This window comes from Pseudomonas sp. WS 5411 (genome assembly GCF_012985595.1).
Lineage (GTDB): Bacteria > Pseudomonadota > Gammaproteobacteria > Pseudomonadales > Pseudomonadaceae > Aquipseudomonas > Aquipseudomonas shahriarae.
In genome coordinates this window covers 1-20,169 of record NZ_JAARMC010000035.1, presented here as the reverse complement: position 1 = coordinate 20,169, position 20,169 = coordinate 1, and the positions used below count along the sequence as shown (strand labels likewise).

The window sequence follows — 20,169 nt, the reverse complement described above, 5'->3', positions numbered from 1 at the left end:
GGCTCGGCAGCGGCTACGGGGTGAGCCAATAAAAAATCAGCAACGGCACAGGCCGTTGCTGATCAGGGGTTGCAGGTCGAGGAACGCGGGCGTTACAGCGGACGACCGATACCGTTGCAGACGTCGGTCTTACCGATGCTCAGCGGGTTGCTGGCGGTCAGGAAGCTGCTGCGGATCGCGCTTTTCCAGGAGTCAGGCAGTGGCACGAAACGGTTGGCGCGGATGGCGTCATCGTTGTTCACGGTCTCGCCGTAGTGCTGGGCAAAGAAGTCACGGACCTGGTTGGACTGGGTGCCGTTGATATAGCACTGGCTGAAGATCAGGTTGGTGAAGCCCAGGATCGGGTAGCCCGACGTTGGGTAAGGCACCACACCGGCCACGCCGTTTTTACCGAACACCGGTACCCACTTGTCCGGGTTGCCACGGTCAGCCACGGCGGGCACCGAAACGCCATCAATCGCCGCAGAAACGTTGTCTGGAGCAGGTGATACACCTTCGGTGTTGCTTGCCACGTCCTTACCGACGCGAGCGACCTTGGTCGCGTCGTCCAGGCCTTCCAGGGTGGTGGCGGCGTAGTCAGGGCTCATGTAGGTGATACGGCCTTCGGCGACAGTCGTATCGTTCAAGGCATTCATCACGCCCTGGCTGCCGGCAGCCGCAACGGCACCGGCCGGCAGGCCACCGCTGTAGCTGTTGGCAAAGGTGGTGGTAACGGCGAAGCTGCCGGTTTCAGCGCACTTGGCGTTCAGGAAGCGCGTGAACAGTTCGGTGGTGCCGCTGCTTTCACTGCGGTAAACCACGGTGATTGCACCGCTACGGCCAGCGCCGGTGATCTGGCTCCAGTTGTTGATACGCCCGGAGAACACACCGCACAGCTCGTTGACGCTCAGGTCAACCGCATTGGCACCGCTCTTGCGGAAAGGAATGGCCACCGAAGTGGCCACCGACGGCACCTGGATCAGCTTGCCCCAGCCTGGCTGCTTGGCAGAGGCATAGGTGGACAATTCAGTGGCGTTGAGCTTGGAGTCGCTGCCGGCCCAGTGCACGTTCTTGGTGGTCACGCCGGGTACGAGCTTGTCGTATTTGTTTTCCAGGAACGCGGCCTTGCCGTTGCCGCTGCCGACACCGATGTAGGCGGCGAAACCGGCAGTCAGTACGCCGGGCGTCTGGTACAGCGGCTGTGGCAGGGTTGCGCCGCCGCCGTTGACATCAGCGAATGCAGCCTGGGCCGAGCATAGGGCCGCGAGGGTCATGGATACCGCGAGAACGTTGCGCTTAAACATGAAGAAGCTCCTTTCGTCGTATTCATACGTTGAGGTAGATGGCTCTTGCATGACGCCATGGCACTCGGTTCACACGCCGTGATCCAGCGGGCTTGCGGGGCGAGGCCATGGACACGAAGGTCGCAGTTTCCGATGACAGATAAGGGAAAAAACCTCGGGAGGAACAGCTTGATTTTTAAAAAGATTCTCGGGTGTTTTGGCAATGATTGTGGCTTTTATCGGGGTGGGTGACAGCGAGGTTTCAGGGAGTGTTTCGACGATGGCGGGCGGGCCGTGCGCAGGGGGGGCAAAGATGACGCAATGACGAACCCGAGGCTGGGTGATGGGCGGGTCGGGTAATTGACTTGCAGCCAGCGCCCACATTTGCACCGGCGCAGTCTTCACAGGTCAGGTAACCAATTGGTTGATTTCGATGATCGGCAACAGCACCGCCATCACGATCACCAGCACCACCGCGCCCATCACCACGATCATCAACGGCTCCAGCAATGCAGTCATGCCCATGGCCCGCCGTTCGATATCCCGCGACAGGGTCTGCGCCGCCCGCTCCAGCATCGGCGGCAGGGCGCCGGTTTTTTCGCCGCTGGCGATCAGGTGGATCAGCACCGGCGGGAAGACCTTTTCCACCGCCAGGGCCGGCGCCAGGTTAACCCCTTCGCGAACCTTGGCCATGGCATCGCTGACACACTGGCTCAGGCGGTCGTTGGACAGGGTCTGGCGCGCCGCTTCCAGGGCGCGCAGCAAGGGCACGCCGGCACCGCCGAGGATGGCCAGGGTCGAGGCGAAACGCGCGGTGTTGAGCCCCAGCACAAACCGCCCGAGCAGCGGCAGGCGCAAGACCCGGCTGTGCCAGTTCAAGCGCGCCACGGGGTTGCGCAGGTACAGGCGCCAACTCCAGAAGCCCGCGACCAGCCCGGTAAAACACAGCCAGCCCCAGGCGCGGATAAAGTCACTGGCATTGAGCATTGCCAGGGTCAGCCCCGGCAGGTCCTGACGCGCCTGGGAAAAGGCACTGACCACCTGCGGCACCACGTAGCTCAGGAGGAAAATCACAATTCCGATGGACACCAGCCCCACTACACCCGGATAAATAAAGGCCGTGAGAATCTTGCCCCGCAGGTTGTTGCGCTCTTCGATGTAGTCGGCCAGGCGCTCCATGACCTGGGCCAGGTCGCCGGACTCCTCCCCCGCCGCAATCAACGCCCGGTAGATCGACGGGAAGTCCCGTGGCCGCGCGGCCAATGCATCAGCCAGGCGCATGCCGCTGCGCACATCGGCGCGCACTGCGCTGAGGGTCTGGGCGATATGCTTTTTTTCCGCCTGCTCCACCGTGGCACTCAGCGCCGCCTCCAGGGGCAGGCTGGCACCGAGCAGGCTGGCCAGTTGGCGGGTGGCCCAGGCCAGGTCGTTGTCCGACAGCTTGGCGCTGAACAGGCTGCTGCCTGCCACGTTGGCGTTGCCTTCGAGCTGCACCAGCAACGCGGTCAGGCCACGACTGCGCAGGCTGGCAAAGGCCGCGCCCTGGCTCTCGGCCTCGAGGTGCCCGGCTTCCAGTTTGCCGCTGGCATCGGCGGCCTCATAGCGATAGCGATTCATCAGGCGTCCCGTGTTACACGCAAGATTTCTTCCGGCGCAGTGGCACCGCTGCGCACCCAACGCTCGCCATCCTCACGCATGCTGAACATCCCGGCGTGGCGCGCGGCGACGCGTATCTCCTGCTCGCCGGCCCCCTGGTGGATCAGGCCGCGCACCGCGTCATCGACGCAGAACAATTCATGGATGCCGGTGCGGCCGCTGTACCCGACCTGGTTGCACTGGCCACACCCCACCGGGCGCCAGGTGCCGGGGGCCGCCGGGTCAGGCTGTTTGCAGTGCGGGCACAGGCGGCGCACCAGGCGCTGGGCCAATACACCGAGCAGCGACGAGGCCAGCAGGAACGGCTCGACCCCCATGTCGATCAGGCGATTGACCGCCGACGCCGCGTCATTGGTGTGCAACGTGGCCAGCACCAGGTGCCCGGTGAGGGAAGCCTGCACGGCGATCTGCGCGGTCTCCAGGTCGCGGATTTCGCCGATCATGATGATGTCCGGGTCCTGGCGCAGGATCGCACGCAGGGCCAGGGCAAAGGTCATGTCGATCTTGGCGTTGACCTGGATCTGGCTGATCCCCGGCAGGTCGTATTCCACCGGGTCTTCCACGGTGAGGATATTGCTCGTGCTGGCATCCAGGCGCGCCAGGGCGGCGTAGAGGCTGGTGGTCTTGCCGCTGCCAGTGGGCCCGGTGACCAGCACGATGCCGTGGGGCTGGCGAATCAGGCCATCAAGACGCGCCAGCAGCTGCGGGTCCATGCCCAGGGTTTCCAGCTGCAGGCGCCCGGCCTGTTTGTCGAGCAGGCGCATCACCACCCGTTCGCCATGGCCGGTGGGCACCGTCGACACCCGAATATCAATCGGCCGCCCGGCAACCCGCAGGGCGATGCGTCCATCCTGGGGCAGGCGTTTTTCGGCGATATCGAGCTGGGCCATGATCTTGATCCGCGACACCAGCGCGCCATGCAGGGCTTTGCGCGGCGACACCACATCGCGCAGGGTGCCGTCGACGCGGTAGCGCACCACGGAGTGGGTTTCGAAGGGTTCGATATGGATGTCACTGGCCTCGTCGCGGGCGGCCTGGGTCAGCAAGGCGTTGATCATGCGAATCACCGGGGCGCCGTCCTGGGTGTCGAGCAGGTCGGTGATTTCTGGGATGTCCTGCATCAGGCGGTCGAGGTCGACTTCGTTTTCGGCGGCGCCGACCACGGCGGCGGCGCTGCCGGTATCGGCGTAGGCACTGGCCAGCAGGCCGTCGAGTTCATCGTCGCGCACCTGCTCGATGGCGGCCTCGCCGAATTGCCGGTGGACCTCGCTGATCGACCAGCCGGGGGTCGAGGGGCAGATGGTCAGGCGCGGGCCTTCGGGTGTGGGCTGCAAGAGGATGCGTTGGGATTTGGCCCAGGCGTAGGGGAGCAGGCTCATAGGGACCCGCCCTTGCGGCGGCTCAGCGCACAGTAAGCCAGGGCTGCGCCCATGCTCGGCAGTCCGATTTTCAAGGCGACCGCATCCCCCTGTGGGAGCTGTCGAGCCCCACAGGGGGAATGGGTGCGACTCACGGGCGTGTACTCCCCGGCATCGCCTTCTCCACCGCCGGCAACTGCGGCGCCTGCACATCCGGCAATGCCCAGCTGTGCTGCGGCTGCAAGCCTCCCTGGGCGCGGCGCATAAAGTCGTAGCGATTGCGCGTAATGCTGCGCCCCGCGCCGCTGTCGCGAATGATGTAGGGGCGCAGGAACACCATCAGGTTGGTCTTGTTCACACTGCGCGACTCGTTGCGAAACAGCGCGCCCAACCCCGGGATGTCTGATAGCCACGGCACTGCGTCATTGCTCTGGGTATAGCCATCCTGCAACAGCCCGCCCAGCACCATGATCTGCCCGTCATCCAGCAAAATGCTGGTATCAATCGCGCGCTTGTTGGTCACCGTGCGCGCATCCCCCGACGCCCGGGTATCGACGCTGCTGACTTCCTGGTAGATATCCAGCTTCACCGTACCGCCCTCGGAAATCTGTGGCCGTACGTTCAACTTGAGCCCCACTTCCTCACGCTGCACGGTCTGGAACGGGTTATTGCTGGTGCCGCCCCCGCCGGTCACGTAGCTGCCGGTGATGAAGGGAATGGTCTGGCCGACGAAGATACTCGCCGCTTCATTGTCCAGGGTCAGCAGGTTCGGCGTGGATAACACATTGGTCCCGCCCTTGCTCTTCAACGCCCGCGCCAGGACTTTGAGGTCCAGCACCCGGCCGATCCCTGGAATATCCACGGTGCCGTCCACCAGGCCGATGTTCAGGCCCTTGGGCAGCACGTCGATGCTGGTCTTGCTGGTGGGGGTGCCGTTGATCCCGCTGCCGCCCAGGTTGACCCCGCCAAAACCACCCTTGCCCCCCAGGTTGCCGGCCTGCCACTGCACGCCGAATTCGCTGGCATCGTCTTCGTTGACTTCGACGATCAGGCTTTCGATCACCACCTGGGCGCGGCGCTGGTCGAGCATGTCGATGACTTCGCGCAGGTTGCGGTACAGCGGATCCGGGGCGGATATCAGCAGGGTGTTGGTGGTCGCATCGGCCTGGATCGTCACACCGCCGGCACTGAAGGCGGTGTTCTGCTCACTGCCGGCAGTGCTTGCGCCGGTGCTGTCCTTGGCATAACCGCTGGATGGCGCCGCGCTGGCGGTCGGCGTGCCGCTGCTGTTCTGGGTGCTGCCCTGGCTGGTGCTACCCGCGCCGCCCATCGCACTCAACTTGGAGCGGGCCTCGTCACTGACGCCACTTTCGCTCTCTCCGGTCAGCATGCCGCGCAGGGATTGGGCCAGCTTGCCGGCCTGGGCGTTGCGCAGGTACACCACGTGCATGTTGCTGGGGTTGCTCTGGGCATTGTCGAGCTTGTAGATCAGGTTGCGCGCCAGCTCCGTGCGCTCGGGGCTGCCGGCGCGGATGATGATCGAGTTGGAACGCGGGTCGCCGATCACGGCGATTTTCTGGGTCTGGTCGTTGCCCTGGGTTTCCAGCAACTCGGCGACCATTGCCGCGATATCCACGGCGATGCCGTTTTGCACCGGCACCACGTCGGTGTCGATGGCGCTTGGGGTGTCGATGCCGGCGATGATTTGCCCTACCCGTGCGAGGTTTTCCGCGTAGTCGGTGATGACGATGCTGTTGTTGCCGGGGTAGGCGTTGATCGGGTTGTTCGGCGAAACGATGGGGCGCAACACCGGGATCAGGTTCACCGCGTTTTCGTATTGCAGGCGGAAGGTGCGGGTCTGCATGCCATTGCCACTGGGGCTGGCGGCGTTGTAGATCGGCCCGCCCAGCAGTTTGGCGTCGGCTTCCGGGACCACCTGGGCCACGCCCCCCACGTCCACCACACTGAAGCCCTGCATGCGCAGCGCCGCCAGCAGCATGTCGTAGGCCTGGTGCGCCGGGACCTGGCCTTCGCTGACCAGGGTCAGGTTGCCCTTGACCCGGGGGTCTACCAGGAACTGCTGGCCGGTGGCGCGGGACAAGGCGCGTACCACCGCCTGGATCTCGGCGTCGACGAAGTTCAATTGCACCGGCTGGTCACCCAGCGGGTTGCGCACCTTGGCCGGCGCGGCGACCGGGCCACGGGCGCGATTGCTCAGCGGGTGCTGGACCCGCGGCTGAGGGCTGATTTCGCGCTGGCGATCGGGCAACGGCACGCCATTGCGCCGGGTGTCGGCCAGGGGCTGGCCGAGTTCGCTGTCCACCAGCAAGGGCGCAGGTGTGGGCGCCGGGGTGTGGCTGCAGGCACTGAGCGCCAGCAACAGCAGCGGCGCCACCTGGCGAAACGGCGCTGAACGGGGAAGTGACCACTTCATGAAGCTTCCTTAGCGCCAGGCGCCTGATCCATGCGAACGGTCCCGGACACGCTGCCGGCCGGGTTTTCTGGGGTATCGCCCACACGCTGCAAGCGCGCGTGGGAAACCTCCAGGGAAAATGCGCGCGGGCTGGCGAGCAGCCAACCGACCAGCGCATCCGCCGGCGCGTCGGTAAAAGTCAGGCGCCAACCGGCAGGCGCCACGCCCTGCAACTGATAGCGGTCTTTAAGTCCGGCAGCGTCGAGCGCCTGGCGCAGCGCGCCTTCCAGGTCTTGCCCGGCGCGCACACCGGCACTGGCGCCCTGCAGCAGCACCTGCAAGGTGGCGGCCTGGGTGCGCAGCTTGGGGGTTTCGGCCTGCCAGAAATCAATCTGCTGCAAGGGCGGCTCAATCAGCAGCAACCACACCAAAAAGCCCGCCAGTACCGCCCCGCTGCCGCCCAGCAGGCGCTTTTCGCGCAGGGCCAGGCCGCTCCAGAATCCCTGGAGCTGGCCGCGCAGGTGCGGATAGCCGAACTTACTCATCGGCGCCTCCCGTGTTGTCGAGCGGCCCGAGGGTCCAGCCGTGCTCATCGCGGGTGGCAGCGAAACCCGCCTCGGTCAACGCCGCCTGCCACTCCCCTGGGGCGGCCGGGCTGCGACTGTCGGGCAACAGCTCCAGGTGCAACCGGCCTTGATCAAATGCCAACGCCTGGACGCTGCCGACCATAAACGGCAGGTGGTTGCCCGCCAGTTGCAACAGGCTGCTGAAACGCTGGCCGGGATCGGCGTTGGCACCTTGCCCGGCGGCCAGTTGCTGCCGGGCCTGTTGCAGCGGATTGAGGATCACCGGCAAGTACGGGAAGGCCTGCTTGACCTGGGCAATCATCCGCGCCTTGAGCTGTTGCCCTTCGTCCACCTGGCGCGCGGCATACAGGTTCAGGCCCAGGGTCCAGACCGCCACCGCCAGGGCGCTGAGCCCCAGCGCCCGGCCCCAGCCACCGCTGCTGGCGCGCTTGAGGTGGCCATGCAAGCCCCAGGCGGGGACCACACCCTGCCAGCGCGCGGGCGTGTGTTCATCGACCTGATGCAACTGCGCGCCAGCCTGCACCAGTTCCGCCAGGGCCTGTGGCCCCAGGGGATGCAAGGCGCTCTGGTGCAGGCTCTGGCGCAGCAGCAGATGCCCGTCGACGCAGGCCACGCTCAAATGCCCCGCCGGCGGCACAGGCAAGGCATAAGGCGCCGGGTACAGGCCGCGCAAACTGATAGGCACCTGAGCCAGCACCCGCTGCAGCTGCTCCAGGCCAGCCGTCGGCAGCCAGCCCACTTGCACCTGGCCGTTGCTCTGCCGTGGGCTGTGGACCACCTGCATGTGTGTGACCGGGCCGAGGATCAGCGCCTGGGCCGCGCAGGCCACTGCTGCCGCCACTTTAGCGGGTGGCAATTGCGGCAGTTCCAGGCTGCTCAGCAAACTGTCCCGGGGATGCAGGAAACACTCGGCCGCCAGGCTCTTGCGCGGTTGCGCCAACTGCCCAAGGCTGGCCTGACCTTGCCGGCTGACCTGCCCGGCGCGGTCCAACCAGGCGTAGTGCACCAGGCTTTCGGCGCTCAGTTGGGCCAGCGGCGGCAAGGCAATGCGCAAGCGCGTCATGCGCCCACCCGCCACCAAATCACTTGGGGTTGCCGGTCTTCAGGGCGATACAACAACGCTTCGACCGCCACCCGCCGCTGCTCGCGCCGCGCGCGGCCGTGCCAGCGGAACCACTCACTGGTGATTCCCACCTGCACCGAGTCCACCAGCAACTGCGGCATGCGCAGGCGGTTGACGAAATCCCCGCGGTTGATAAACCAGCGCCCGCTGTCCCGCTCGGCCACCAGCCCCTGGGCCTGGGACAGGCTGAGCCCCGGCACCACCGCACTGAGCACTTCGGCGCTGGCCGTATTGCCATTGACCCAGGTGTTGTCGGGCAACACGCTGACATAGGCCGCCAGGCGTTGCTGCACACCCGGCTCAAGGGCAAGGTCGTCAAGACTTCGCAACATCGGCGCCCTGGCCGGCAGCAAAGTCTGCGCGGCCTCAGGCGAGGTGCTACGCAGGCTGCTCACGTCACTGCCACCCGCACGCTGCGCATAAGAGGCAAGCACCCGTTGGCTGATGCGCTGGCTGGTGTTGGGGTCGATGCCGAGCAACTGGCACAGACGCTGGAAACTCTGCAACTGCGCCACATCCGGCTGCTGCTGGCTGACCAGATTGCGCAGGTTGAACTTGCCCTGCTCGTCATCCAGGCGCCCTTCGACCACCCCGGCAAAGGGGCGCGCCCAGGGCTGGTCGAGACGGGTCAGCACCTCTTTGCGCCGCGCGTCCCACAACTGTTGCCGGCTGGCCTGCAGCGCGCCCTGCAACAACCAACTGCCCTGGACCCGCAGTTGTTCGGCCTCAAGGCTGCGGGTGAACACGCTCTGGCGGGTGAGCATGGCCCCGGCAAGCACCGCCACCACGGCGGCGATCAGCAACGCGCTGATAATCGCCATGCCGCGCTGCTTCGCCGCTCTGGGCAAATGGCTGTTCATGGCGCGCCTTACAACTGCCAGGAGCCGATATCGGCATTCACGCCCTCACCGTCCGGTTGGCCGTCGGCGCCCAGGGAGAACACATCGACTTCACCGTTGGCGCCAGGGTTGAGGTACTGGTACGGGCGGCCCCAGGGGTCGTTGGGCAAGCGTTCGAGGTAGGCGCGCCAGTTGCTGTTCTTCCCATCGGCCGGGCGCTCGACCAGGACCTTGAGGCCCTGGGTCTGGTTCGGATAGCTGCCGTGGTCCAGGCGGTAGAGTTTCAGCGCCTGCATCAGGCCACCGATGTCTTGCCGGGCGGCCGTGGCGCGCGCCTGGTCGGGGCGGTCGAGCACCTTGGGCACCACCATGGCGGCGAGGATCCCGAGAATGACCACCACCACCATGATCTCGATCAGGGTAAAGCCACGCTGGCCACGAGCGCCTCGCGGGGTGGATGTGAAGTGCGCGATATCCATCTCGACATTCCTTGGCTTGAGTGCTTTTCGTCGCGCAGTGTTGCAAGACAACATGTCAGGCGTATTGAAAATCCTCGGGAGCTTTGGTCGCCAATCGGTCAAGTGCAGGGGCTAGTCTGCGGGCCTGTTTCCCGGCATTGAGCAAGCCATGCGCGCCCGCAATAGGAACCAAGGTTTCACCCTGATCGAGGTGCTGGTGGCCCTGGCGATTATCGCCGTGGCCATGGCGGCGGCGGTGCGGGTGGCGGGGTTGATGACCCAGAGCAATGGCCTGTTGCGCGACAAGTCCATCGCCATGCTGGCGGCCCAGAGTCGCCTGGCGCAACTGCGCCTGGAGGGCCGCGCCGGCCCCGGGCGCAAGACGTTCGAGTGCGACCAGGGCCGCTTGAAACTGCGCTGTGAACAGGTGGTGGCAGGCGCTGGCGACCTGTGGAAAGTCAGCGTGCAAGTGCTGGACGCCACACGCGAGGCGTCGCCCCTGGCGCGCCTTGAGACCCTGGTGGGCCGCGCGCCGGCGTTAAAGCAGGTTACGGCCGAGTGAGCCGGGGCAAGGCCGGGGCATCGGGCAACTTTTCGAGGTTGACCCGGACCTTTTCAGCGCCGCGCTCGATCACCACCCCGTCGCCCTCGATGGCCGCCAGGCGCACGCCGGGACTGAGGCGTTCACCCGCTAGAAAGCTGCGCGGCGGCCCGTCGTTGAGGCTGAGAATCGCCACCGCGCCCTGGGCGCCGGCCAGCACCCCGGAGACCTTGATCTGCAGGGCCGCCGGCATGTCGGCAAACCATTGCAGCGCCGGGTTATCACTGCGCGCCGCCAATGCCTGGGGGGCAAGCGCCGGGGTATGGGACTCGGCAGACGTCAGCAACAACGGTGTCCATGTAGCGACCCCGGCCAGCGTCGCCAGCACGGCCAGGGCCTGGATGCCGTGGGCGGCAGATACGCGATGGATGAATGCCATGGGCGGGACCTCCTGTTTGTCCGTGCAGACAGCCTACAGGGCAATTCTCACGGTTTTATTTCAGTGGCAGATCCCGTTGAGGGCACACCCATGACGAATCGCCGGCAACAGGGGTTCACCTTGATCGAGTTGATGGTGGTGCTGGTGATCATCGGCATTGCCAGCGCGGCCATCAGCCTGAGCATCAAGCCCGACCCCTTGCACCGCTTGCGCAAGGACGCCGAGCGCCTGAGCCAGGTGCTGCAGATCGCCCAGGCCGAAGCCCGTGCCGATGGCCGCACGATCACCTGGCGCGCCGATGCCAAGGGCTACCGTTTGAGCCGCCGCCACGACGATGGCCGGGGGCTGGAGGACTTCAAGGATGACCCACAACTGCGCCCACGGGCCTGGGATACCACGCCGATGCTGGTGCGGATCGAACCCCGGCAGACCCTGGTGCTGAATGCCGAATGGATCAATCCGCCGCTGCAGGTGTGGCTCTCGGACGGGCAACACGGCCTCAGCCTGCAACGTGATGCAGCCGGCACCTTGCGCGTGGTGAGCCAGCCATGAACCGCGAGCAGCAAGGCTTTACCCTGATCGAAGTGATGGTGGCGATCATGCTGATGGCGGTGGTCAGCCTGATTGCCTGGCGCGGCCTGGACAGCGTGACCCGCGCCGACGCCCACTTGCAGGCCAGCACCGAACAGACCCAGGGCCTGCTGCGCGCCCTGAACCAGCTGCAACTGGACGTCAGCCTGCGCGCCGGGGTGGAACTGGCTGCGCCACCCACCGAGGACCAGCCTCCCGCCGCCGACGCCTTGCCGGCGGTGACCGTGCGCAGCTCCGACAGCCAGGGCTTTCGTCTGGAGCTGATCCGCAGCGCGCCAACCCCCGGCGACGGCCTGCAACGGGTGCGGTGGTGGCTCAAGGGCGATACCTTGTACCGCGCTGCCGCACCGGCGCGGGATCGCTATCCGCTGCCGGCGCCCAAGGAGGCGGTGGCGGTGTTGAGCCAGGTCAGCGACCTGCAAGTGCGGGTGTGGGACAACGAGAAAGGCTGGCGGCAGTTGAGCGGCAATCGCCAGGACAATCCATTGGGGATGGAAATCACCCTGGTGCGCCAGACGCCCCAGGGGGTGGAGCGCTATCGCCAGGTGCTGGGGCCGTTGGACTGAAGCTGTGGCGAGCGGGCTCCCTTCTCCAGGGCTAGCTGAGCAACACCACCCCACCCGGCAGTTCCGTGCATTTGGCCCCATAGGCATCGCGGATCAGCAGCGCCACGCCTGGCAGTTGTTCGAGACTGAAGCGCGCCTGGACCCGGCGCTTGCCCAGTTCGCGGTTGAGCAATACCAACATCCCTGGGCGGTAGCGGTTGATCTCGTCGATTACCGTATCCAGTGTGGCGTTATTGAATACCAGCACCTGTTCCCGCCAGGCGATCACGGCTTCGGTGTCCACCGTCACCACGGGGCCCAGCCCGGCCGCGTCGTAGGTCAACTGGCGCCCGCTGTCCAGGCGCACGCTGCGCCCCTGCACCTCAACCGCCAGCCAGCCTTCAATGCAGGTCACGCACACACTGTGGTCGGTGTTGCGCACATTGAAGCGCGCCTGGCTCGCGCTCAGCCAGCCCGCCCCTGCCTGTACGGTCAGCGGCTGTGCCACCTGCACCTCGACCTCGCCTTCAAGCAGTTCGATGCCCTGCTCGCGCCGGCTGATGCGGGTCTGGGTGTTGAGCTCCAGGCTGATACCCTCGCGCAAGTCCACCCGCCGCTGCTCGCCCACTGCGGTGTGGTAGTCAGCGCCCAAGCCGGCAAAACCACCGGGCACGCTGATGTGCACCATCACCAGGGCCGCCGAGGCCGCAAGCGCCCCGCCGAGGAACGCCCTTCGGCCAAAGTGCCGGGGGGCCTGGGCCTCGGTCAGCGCCGGGGTCAATTGTTGCCACAGTCGCTTGGCCTGTTCGAAGGCCTGGGCATGCTCGGGGCTCTGGGCGCACCACTGGCGCAGGGCCTTGGCATCGGCCACGGTTGCCTGGCCCGAGGTCAGGAGGACCAGCCAGTCGCGCGCTTCACCGTGCAATCGGCTGTCGGGCGTGCCCCGGGCAGTGGGAAAGCTAAAAATATTCAAGCGCGCAGGTACTCACGGATTATCAGGGACTCAACACTAAGACGGTTTTCCGGCGCCGGGACCGAACCGCTGGATGACTTTTCTTTCCAGACGCTGGGCGCAATGCCCCAGGGCGGCCTTGATTTCCTTCTCGACCATGCGTGTGGAAATGCCGAAACGCTGGGAGATTTCCAGGTGTGGCGCTTCCTCCAGGCGCGCGGCGATAAGGATCTTGCGCCGCCGGGCAGGCAGTTCGTAGAGGGCTTTGAGCAGGGACTGGATTTCTTTCTGGCCACCCACCACCCGCGAGGGGTCCAGGGCTTCATCGCTGATATTGAGCAACTCCTCGACTTCGCTGCCGGTCAGCAGGCGGGCATCGGCCTGGCGCCGGTCGGCCGCAATGTTCAGAGCCATGCGGTACAGATAGGCATTGGGTTGTTGCAGGTTCGCCGGCATGTCCATGCGGTCGACCCGCAGGTAGGTTTCATGCAGGACGTCATTGGCCAGATCCTCCGACCCCAGGCGCTTGCGCAAACGCACCTTGAAGTCCTCGTAGGAGGCCAGGAACAACCTGACCATTGGCGTGTGCCCGGTATCCTTCATGCCCCGGAAGCTCCTTGCCGTGCTGTGCATTCCATGCGTTTTCCTGTGGTATCGGGCATTAAAAGCAGGGTCAACGGCAACCGCATCGAGCTGGGTGCCGGGCGCTCTATCCAGGTGCTGCCGAGGCTGCGCACCAGCGCTTCATCACGCAGTACATCGCCGGTGGAGCTGACCAGGCGGCTGTGTTCAATCAATCCGTCACGGTTGACCCAGACCTGCACCAGCGCCCGAAAACTGCCGGGGCGGGTCAAGGGTGAACGGCACAGGCTGGCTTCGACGGCCTGCTGCACGGCGCTGGCATAACTGCGGTTGAGCCGTGCGGCGTTACGTGGCGACACCCCGCGACTGGCCAGCGGTTGGCTGACTTCAGGCACCTGCAGGGTGAATGCATCACTGCGTGCGTAACGCGCCATCAGGCCACTCCCTGTCAGTAACAGGCCCAGGGCCTGCTGGGCGCTGTAGTGCCCGTGCACACCCATCGAACGTCGTCCATCGCTCAACTCGCGGTCCACCAGCACAGCCATTCCGGTGGCCCGGCTGAAAGCTTCCAGGGCGGGCGCCAGGTCTTGCGCAGGCAGATCCAGGCGCAACAACGGCGGCTCCCCCGCTTGCACCCTGGGCAGTGGCAGCCACATCCAGGCCAACAGCAAGACCAGGCAGCAGTGCGTGCGCCTCCAAGCCCACCGTTCGCCCCCTGCTCTGCCTTGTTGCACGGCTGCCGTGTCCTGGGAAAAGCGTCATCCTGAGGCCAATTTATGAACCTGATGTTACGGTGATGGCAAAAAAAACATCACGGTTTCGCCAGCGCCACCGGGCTAGACTGGCAGGCACTAACGGCCCACTCCCCAGGGCCTGCCAGGAGGCTCTGATGAAGCGGTTGTTGATGCTGTTGTTATGCGCGGGCCTGGCGTCGAACGTGCACGCCGAGGAAACGCCGGGCGGTTGTGTCGAGGCCAGGGTGGATGGGTACAAAGCGCCTGACTATGGATGCCTGAGCCAGCAGATGGGCGCTAAGGCAGCGCAGAAAAACCGCGAGGCGCGGGAAAAACCGGTGCACCAGCGGCCGCCGAACCAGATTGGCTTGTCGACGCCGGCGGCGACCAGTGTGCGGATGGGCAATACGTTCGGTACGGGGGTAAAGCCGCAGCGGCCGTGATCTGGGGGCCTGCTAGAAGCGCCACTCCTCGGCCCTAACCAGTTGGCAGAACGGCCCATCCAGCGTGGCATTGTGATGAACGACGATATGCTCGGCTTTCATCACGGGAGTGTCCGAACAGGTATGGCCATCGGCGATAAGTACCGCATCGAAGCCAAGGTCACGGGCAGCGCGGCAGGTGCTGTCGACGCAGTATTGCGTTTTCATCCCGGTGACCACTACACCGCTAGCGCCGCATGCGCGCAACTGGTCAGCCAGGTCGGTCGACTCAAAGGCGTTGGGCCGGCGCTTGTCGAACACCTTTTCGCCACCGAGCAACTTCAGTTGCGGTACCACCTTCGTCAGCGGGCTGCCGGGTTCGATGGGCGAGCCCACGGGCCCGATATGGCGCGCCAGAAAAATCGGCGCACCGGCGTGGCGGGCCTTATCCATCAGGCTATTGAGTGTTTCCAACAACGCTTCGCAGCGCCATGGTTTTTCCGGGCCGTGAACTAGCCCGACTTGCATATCGAGAATCAACAGGGCGTACATGGGTGCATCTCCTTGCGTTTGAGCCAGCGACACAAGGACAAGAAAAAAGGCCCTGTCCATCGCTGGCGGGCCTTTGAAGTTCGTCTGCTATTGGCTCACGAAACCTCGCACGCTCCGCTTGCAGCGGTCGTGGTGGTGGTCGTCGAGGTGAGGCAATAGGCAGTCATGCATCGACACTAGCAATACCGCAACGCCCTGACAAGCCAGGATCCTGGAGCGCCCCCCCGAGCTGCAAACGTGTTCAGTGCTTAAACCGAAAATGCGGCAATAAAGCGCAATGGATAGGAATATGTCGGGACTTTTGCCAGAATGCGCAACTTAGAAACATTCGCATTCGCAGGAAGATCCCATGCACGCCCCCCACCCGCTCCCCGCTGCGCGCCGCATCCTTGCCGTCGAGGATGACCCGTTGCTCGCCGCCCACCTGCACAGCCACCTGGGCCAGCGTGGCTTCGAGGTCACGTTGCGCCAGGATGGTGGAGGGATTGTCGAGCTGGCGCGTACCCAGGATTTCGACCTGATCCTGATGGACATCATGCTGCCCGGCAGCAGCGGCCTGGAGGTGCTCGCGCAACTGCGGCGGCATCAACGGGTACCGGTGATCCTGATGTCGGCCCTCGGTGCCGAGCAGGACCGCATCACCGGTTTCAGCCAGGGCGCCGACGATTACCTGCCCAAGCCGTTCAGCATGTTGGAGATGGATGTGCGCATCGACGCGATCCTGCGCCGGGTGGCCTATGAACATGAGGTGCCTGGCACGGCGCGCAATGAAGATCCGCAACTGACGTTCGACGAACAGCGCACGGATGTGCACCTGGATGAACAGTGGGCCGACCTGACTACCACCGAATACCGCGTCCTGGAAACCCTGGTGGCCCATGCCGACGAGGTGCTGACCAAGGCATTCCTGTATCAGCAGGTCATGCACCGCGCCTATTCGCGGCATGATCGCAGCCTGGACATGCATGTCAGCCGTATCCGCCGCAAGTTGCAGGCCATCGGCTACACCGCCGGGCGCGTGGAAACGGTCAGGAGCACGGGCTATATGCTGACCCGGCTGGAGCCATGAGGCTGCCCAACCGCCACTCGCTGTTGTGGAAATTGATCGGCTTGCTGGCGGTGTTGTGCCTGCTGGTGGTCAGCCTGCAAGTGGATGTGAGCCGGCGCATCTACGAAGCCACCGCGCGCTTGCCCGCCCCCACCCGTTACATCCTCAGCGAGTACTCACGCCAGGCCGAAATTGCCTGGCGCGAACGCGGTGCAGTGGGGGTCGATGAGTTCCTCAAGAATCTGCGTGCCCAGGAGCAGGTATGGGCGGTGATAGTGGACGACCACCAGTCGCTGTCCTCCCAGGCTTTGACCACGATCGAGCGGCGCAAGCTGGATTTTGTACGCCAGATCGACTGGCCAGTGGGCCGCCCCGGCGGGCGGCCGACTTTCTATATTCCGTTCAGCGACGGTGCAGCACGCCTGGTCATGGAGTTGCCACTGCACCTGGACCCCCGCCAGGGCCGTGGCCTGTGGGACATTTTGCTGCGCCAGGTACTGCCGACGTGCCTGGCGCTATTGTTTGGTGTGCTGTTGTACCGGGTGCTGATTTCGCCGCTGGTGATCTTGCGGCGCCAGGCCAATGCCCTGAGCGCCGGCGACCTGGCGGCGCGGGTCGGGCCCCAGGTGACGCACCGCCGTGACGAACTCGGTGAATTGGCCCGGGCCTTCGACCACATGGCCGAGCGCCTGGAAAATACCGTGGTCCTGCAACGGCGCCTGCTGCGGGACTTGTCCCACGAACTGCGCACGCCCTTGAGCCGGCTGCGGGTGGCCGGGGAGCGCGAGCCCGATCCAAATGCCCTGCGCCAGCGCCTGGAGCGCGAAGTGCAAGGCATGGAACGCTTGATCGGCAGCACCCTGGAGCTGGTCTGGCTGGATACCGAACGCCCGGCGATGCCCGTGGAAGCGGTCGAAATGGAACCGTTGTGGGACTTGCTGCGCGAAGACGCCTGCTTTGAAAGCGGCTGGCCGCGGGAGCGCCTGCCCTGCGAACTGCCCGCCGACTGTTGGGTGCTGGGCAACCTCAATGGCCTGGCCCAGGCCCTGGAAAATATCCTGCGCAATGCCATCCGCCATTCCCCCGAACACGGTGTGGTGCGCTTGACCGGAGCATTGGAGGGCGATTTCTGGCACTTGTGCATCCAGGACCAGGGCCCAGGGATCGAGCCGGACAAGCTGGAGCAGATCTTCCTGCCCTTCACCCGCCTCAACGCCGCCCGCCCCGGCGGTGACGGCTATGGCCTGGGGTTGTCGATTGCGCGCAGCATCGTGCAGTTGCAAGGCGGCCAGTTGTGGGCACAGAACACCACGCCCGGGCTGTGCCTGCACCTGCGGCTCAAAGTGTATAAGTTGTAAATTGCGTTTACTCCCATATGAGAATCACTAGCATTCGAGCCATACGTTTCTTGTGACCCACTCGGTCTATGTGGGAGCTGGCTTGCCTGCGATGCAGACGCCTCGGTCTAGCAGGTCATTCCGAGGAGATGCCATCGCAGGCAAGCCAGCTCCCACACAAGCCTGCCCCCCAGGGCGATGGTGTTGCCTGGTCTGATGCTGATGAGCCCTCCATGAAAAGCAAATCCCCTGCCTGGCCGACCCTCTCGCGGGTAGTCGCCGCGCTGATCGGCGGCTACCTGTTTACCTATGCGTTTACCGCCGCCCTGGCGCGCCTGTTGCCCATGGACAAGGTGGATGCCCTGGTGGTCGCCAGCCTGCCCTCCTTCTTGATCTACACCCTGGCGATCCTCTGGGCCTTTGCCTGTCGCAACGCCTGGCGTGCGTGGGCCGGGATGGCCCTGGCGCTGCCCCTGGCTGCCGTCGGTTTCTGGCCACACTGGCGCGAGGTGCTGGGATGAAACACAAGACCCTGACCCAGGCCATGGCCTGGCTGCATACCTGGAGCGGGCTGGTGTTCGGCTGGCTGCTGTTTGCAATCTTCCTGACCGGCACCCTGGCGGTGTTCGACAAGGAAATCGACGGCTGGATGCGCCCGGAAATCCCCACCGCGCCCCTGTCGCAAAGCGCCGCCGCGCAGCAGGCCCTCGACTACCTGGCGCGCCAGCACCCCGAGGCGAAGACCTGGAACATCGGCCTGCCCGGCGAACGCTCCGACACCCTGACGGTATCGGCCGGCGAACAACGACGTGGCGGCGGCACCGCGCTCGACCCGCACACCGGCGAGCCCCTGGCCGTGCGCGAAACTGCCGGGGGCGGGTTTTTCTTCCGCTTCCACTTCACCCTCAACCTGCCGCGCGACCTGGGGATCTGGACGGTCGGCCTGGCCGCCATGGCGATGCTGGTCGCGTTGGTCAGCGGGATCGTGATCCACAAGAAATTCTTCAAGGAGTTCTTCACCTTCCGCCCCGCCAAGGGCCAGCGCTCATGGCTGGATGCGCACAACGCGACAGCGGTGCTGGTGCTGCCCTTTCACCTGATGATCACCTATACCGGGCTGGTGATCTTCTATTTGATCTACATGCCGGCGGCGGTGGACGCGCTGTTTGACGGCGACCGCGACAACCTCTTCCGCGCCCTGCGTGGTGCACCCGCCGAACAACAAGTGCGCGGCGAACGCCCCAAACACAGCGAAGCGGCCGAACTGACGGCACTGGAACCGCTGCTGGCCGAGGCCGAGCGGGCCATGGGGCCGGTGTCCAGCTTGTCGATCCACAACCCCGGCCGCAGCGACGCACGCATCGAGGTACGGCCGGTACTGGGCAACCGCATCGAGCTGACCAAGGGCCAGAGCATGCTGTTTGACGGGGTCAGCGGTGCCGTCCTGCGCCAGCCTGCGGTCAGCCGGCACAGCCTGTTGACCCAGAAGGTCATGGCCGGCCTGCACTTTGCGCAGTTCGGCGGCTACTCCATGCGCTGGTTGTACTTTGTCTGCGGCCTGGCCAGTTGCGCAATGCTGGCAACCGGCGTGGTGCTGTTTACCGTCAAACGCCGCCGGCGCCATGATGGCGAAGGCGCTGTGGGCGCCCTGCTCTACCACATCGCCGAACGCCTGAATGTGGCGGTGGTGGCCGGGCTGACGGTGGCGTGCGTGGCCTTGTTGTGGGCCAACCGCTTGCTCCCGGTGGAACTGGCCCAGCGCGGTGGCTGGGAAGTGCGGGTGTTTTTCCTGGTGTGGCTGTTGAGCCTGGGCCACGCGATTGTCCGCCCCTGGCGCAGTGCCTGGCGCGAGCAACTGGGCCTGGCGGCAGTGCTGTGTATCGGCCTGCCGGCCCTGAATCTGCTGGGGGAAAGCCTGGGGGATTACGTCTACCTGGAATTGACCAGCGTCGCCCTCGGCCTGCTGCTGGCCTGGCCGTGCTGGAAGCTGTACCAGGCGCCCAAGGAACGCAGCACCCGGCGCGTGGCCAAGCACGCTGTGGCGGAGGTCAATTGAGATGGCGTTGATAGTCGCGTTGTTGCTGGCCTGCGCAGGGATGGCGGGGTTATGCCTGGGCTTGGAGCGCCATTACAAACAACTTATGCAGCGCCTGCCCTCGCCGGTGCTACGACGTGGCCTGCGAGTGCTGGGCTGGGGGATGCTGGCGGCGAGTTTTGCCGTCAGCGTACTGGGGTGGGGCTGGGCCATGGGGCCGGTGGCGTGGTTCGGCTTGATTTCGCTGGCTGGGCTTGGCGTGGTGTTTCTGTTGCCCTACACCACGCGCTGATGGGCCAAAAAACCTTGTAGGGGCCGGTTTGCCGGCGATTGCGCCGGGTTATCGGATACATGCGGCGACTGATACACCGCCATTGCAGCATAGGTATCTACACAACTCTTTTCTGGGGTTGTGTACATATCCGTTGCTGCGGTCACGGCGGCTATTGGTTCCGCCCTTACGGCGGCTCACTTTGGAAGAGCGCCAAAGTAAGCAAAACGCTCTTGCCCCACCACTCGGTGCCTCGCCTAGGCTCGGCATGCCCGCAGTCAGGCATTGCTCCGTGGGTCCGCCGCGATCGGCCATCCATGGCCGTGTCGCGGCTACCCCGGCATCCATGCCGGGGTGCCCACTGCGCAATACCTGCCTGCGGCCAGCGTGGTTTAACGGGGCGCCTGAGATCAAGATCAAAAGC

The 20,169-nt window shown here is 65.1% G+C and carries 22 protein-coding genes; 9 read left to right on the top strand and 13 right to left on the bottom strand.

The window, feature by feature from the left end; all coding sequences use genetic code 11:
- Positions 1-92: 92 nt before the first annotated feature.
- From HBR93_RS26020 to gspG, 8 genes are all read right to left on the bottom strand, one after another.
- Entirely contained in the window at positions 93-1,283 is a 1,191-nt protein-coding gene (locus HBR93_RS26020) for a substrate-binding domain-containing protein (protein WP_115127979.1), read from the bottom strand.
- A 387-nt stretch (positions 1,284-1,670) separates the two neighbouring features.
- Complete coding sequence (gene gspF / locus HBR93_RS26015) at positions 1,671-2,879, bottom strand: type II secretion system inner membrane protein GspF (RefSeq protein WP_169961376.1); 1,209 nt, start codon at positions 2,877-2,879, stop codon at positions 1,671-1,673.
- Positions 2,879-4,297: a type II secretion system ATPase GspE gene (gspE, locus tag HBR93_RS26010; protein ID WP_169961375.1), complete on the bottom strand. Its 1,419-nt coding sequence runs from the start codon at positions 4,295-4,297 to the stop codon at positions 2,879-2,881. Before gspE ends, gspF begins: the two co-directional genes overlap by 1 nt.
- Positions 4,298-4,427: 130 nt before the next feature.
- Positions 4,428-6,710, bottom strand: a complete 2,283-nt coding sequence (gene gspD, locus HBR93_RS26005) for a type II secretion system secretin GspD (RefSeq protein WP_057959141.1) — start codon at positions 6,708-6,710, stop codon at positions 4,428-4,430.
- Positions 6,707-7,234 carry a type II secretion system protein GspM gene (gene gspM, locus HBR93_RS26000; RefSeq protein WP_169961374.1) on the bottom strand — a complete coding sequence of 176 codons (528 nt, stop codon included), beginning with the start codon at positions 7,232-7,234 and terminating at the stop codon, positions 6,707-6,709. The genes gspD and gspM overlap by 4 nt, the downstream gene beginning before the upstream one ends.
- Positions 7,227-8,339: a type II secretion system protein GspL gene (gspL, locus tag HBR93_RS25995; RefSeq protein ID WP_169961373.1), complete on the bottom strand. Its 1,113-nt coding sequence runs from the start codon at positions 8,337-8,339 to the stop codon at positions 7,227-7,229. The genes gspM and gspL overlap by 8 nt, the downstream gene beginning before the upstream one ends.
- On the bottom strand, positions 8,336-9,259 hold the full coding sequence (gene gspK / locus HBR93_RS25990; RefSeq protein WP_159439761.1) for a type II secretion system minor pseudopilin GspK: 924 nt from the start codon (positions 9,257-9,259) through the stop codon (positions 8,336-8,338). The genes gspL and gspK overlap by 4 nt, the downstream gene beginning before the upstream one ends.
- Before the next feature lie 8 nt (positions 9,260-9,267).
- Entirely contained in the window at positions 9,268-9,717 is a 450-nt protein-coding gene (gspG, locus tag HBR93_RS25985) for a type II secretion system major pseudopilin GspG (protein ID WP_076964997.1), read from the bottom strand.
- Between the two features lie 148 nt (positions 9,718-9,865).
- Here gspG and gspI point away from each other — a divergent pair, with 148 nt between their 5' ends.
- Positions 9,866-10,258, top strand: coding sequence for a type II secretion system minor pseudopilin GspI (gene gspI / locus HBR93_RS25980; RefSeq protein ID WP_169961372.1), 393 nt, complete (start codon positions 9,866-9,868; stop codon positions 10,256-10,258).
- On the opposite strand, the gene HBR93_RS25975 is transcribed toward gspI, so the two are convergent.
- Entirely contained in the window at positions 10,245-10,676 is a 432-nt protein-coding gene (locus HBR93_RS25975) for a type II secretion system protein N (protein WP_169961371.1), read from the bottom strand. The two genes, gspI and HBR93_RS25975, sit on opposite strands and share 14 nt — an antisense overlap.
- A 90-nt stretch (positions 10,677-10,766) precedes the next feature.
- Between HBR93_RS25975 and gspH the strand changes: the two genes are divergently transcribed.
- Positions 10,767-11,228, top strand: coding sequence for a type II secretion system minor pseudopilin GspH (gene gspH / locus HBR93_RS25970; protein ID WP_169961370.1), 462 nt, complete (start codon positions 10,767-10,769; stop codon positions 11,226-11,228).
- The gene (locus tag HBR93_RS25965; protein WP_057438723.1) at positions 11,225-11,833 is read left to right on the top strand and encodes a type II secretion system protein GspJ; all 609 of its coding nucleotides are present in this window, start codon (positions 11,225-11,227) and stop codon (positions 11,831-11,833) included. The genes gspH and HBR93_RS25965 overlap by 4 nt, the downstream gene beginning before the upstream one ends.
- 31 nt (positions 11,834-11,864) lie before the next feature.
- On the opposite strand, the gene HBR93_RS25960 is transcribed toward HBR93_RS25965, so the two are convergent.
- From HBR93_RS25960 to HBR93_RS25950, 3 genes are read right to left on the bottom strand one after another with little or no spacing between them, the layout of a single operon-like run.
- A complete protein-coding gene (locus HBR93_RS25960) occupies positions 11,865-12,785 on the bottom strand; it encodes a DUF4880 domain-containing protein (RefSeq protein WP_169961369.1) in 921 nt (306 codons plus the stop codon).
- Between the two features lie 36 nt (positions 12,786-12,821).
- Complete coding sequence (locus HBR93_RS25955; RefSeq protein WP_057438724.1) at positions 12,822-13,367, bottom strand: RNA polymerase sigma factor; 546 nt, start codon at positions 13,365-13,367, stop codon at positions 12,822-12,824.
- Positions 13,364-14,002 (bottom strand): secretin and TonB N-terminal domain-containing protein, encoded by a 639-nt coding sequence (locus HBR93_RS25950; RefSeq protein ID WP_057438740.1) that lies wholly within the window; start codon positions 14,000-14,002, stop codon positions 13,364-13,366. The genes HBR93_RS25955 and HBR93_RS25950 overlap by 4 nt, the downstream gene beginning before the upstream one ends.
- 248 nt (positions 14,003-14,250) lie before the next feature.
- Between HBR93_RS25950 and HBR93_RS25945 the strand changes: the two genes are divergently transcribed.
- Positions 14,251-14,523, top strand: a complete 273-nt coding sequence (locus HBR93_RS25945; protein WP_262377387.1) for a hypothetical protein — start codon at positions 14,251-14,253, stop codon at positions 14,521-14,523.
- A gap of 12 nt (positions 14,524-14,535) precedes the next feature.
- On the opposite strand, the gene HBR93_RS25940 is transcribed toward HBR93_RS25945, so the two are convergent.
- Positions 14,536-15,054 (bottom strand): cysteine hydrolase family protein, encoded by a 519-nt coding sequence (locus HBR93_RS25940; RefSeq protein ID WP_169961367.1) that lies wholly within the window; start codon positions 15,052-15,054, stop codon positions 14,536-14,538.
- A 349-nt stretch (positions 15,055-15,403) separates the two neighbouring features.
- Here HBR93_RS25940 and HBR93_RS25935 point away from each other — a divergent pair, with 349 nt between their 5' ends.
- The 5 genes from HBR93_RS25935 to HBR93_RS25915 all read left to right on the top strand — a co-directional run bounded on the left by HBR93_RS25935 (position 15,404) and on the right by HBR93_RS25915 (position 19,766).
- Positions 15,404-16,123 (top strand): response regulator transcription factor, encoded by a 720-nt coding sequence (locus HBR93_RS25935; protein ID WP_057959131.1) that lies wholly within the window; start codon positions 15,404-15,406, stop codon positions 16,121-16,123.
- Positions 16,120-17,460 (top strand): sensor histidine kinase, encoded by a 1,341-nt coding sequence (locus HBR93_RS25930; RefSeq protein WP_169961366.1) that lies wholly within the window; start codon positions 16,120-16,122, stop codon positions 17,458-17,460. Before HBR93_RS25935 ends, HBR93_RS25930 begins: the two co-directional genes overlap by 4 nt.
- 212 nt (positions 17,461-17,672) lie before the next feature.
- Positions 17,673-17,960 carry a DUF3649 domain-containing protein gene (locus tag HBR93_RS25925; RefSeq protein WP_057445152.1) on the top strand — a complete coding sequence of 96 codons (288 nt, stop codon included), beginning with the start codon at positions 17,673-17,675 and terminating at the stop codon, positions 17,958-17,960.
- Positions 17,957-19,495: a PepSY-associated TM helix domain-containing protein gene (locus HBR93_RS25920; RefSeq protein ID WP_169961365.1), complete on the top strand. Its 1,539-nt coding sequence runs from the start codon at positions 17,957-17,959 to the stop codon at positions 19,493-19,495. Before HBR93_RS25925 ends, HBR93_RS25920 begins: the two co-directional genes overlap by 4 nt.
- A gap of 1 nt (position 19,496) precedes the next feature.
- Positions 19,497-19,766 carry a DUF3325 domain-containing protein gene (locus HBR93_RS25915; RefSeq protein WP_057438728.1) on the top strand — a complete coding sequence of 90 codons (270 nt, stop codon included), beginning with the start codon at positions 19,497-19,499 and terminating at the stop codon, positions 19,764-19,766.
- Positions 19,767-20,169: the final 403 nt, after the last annotated feature.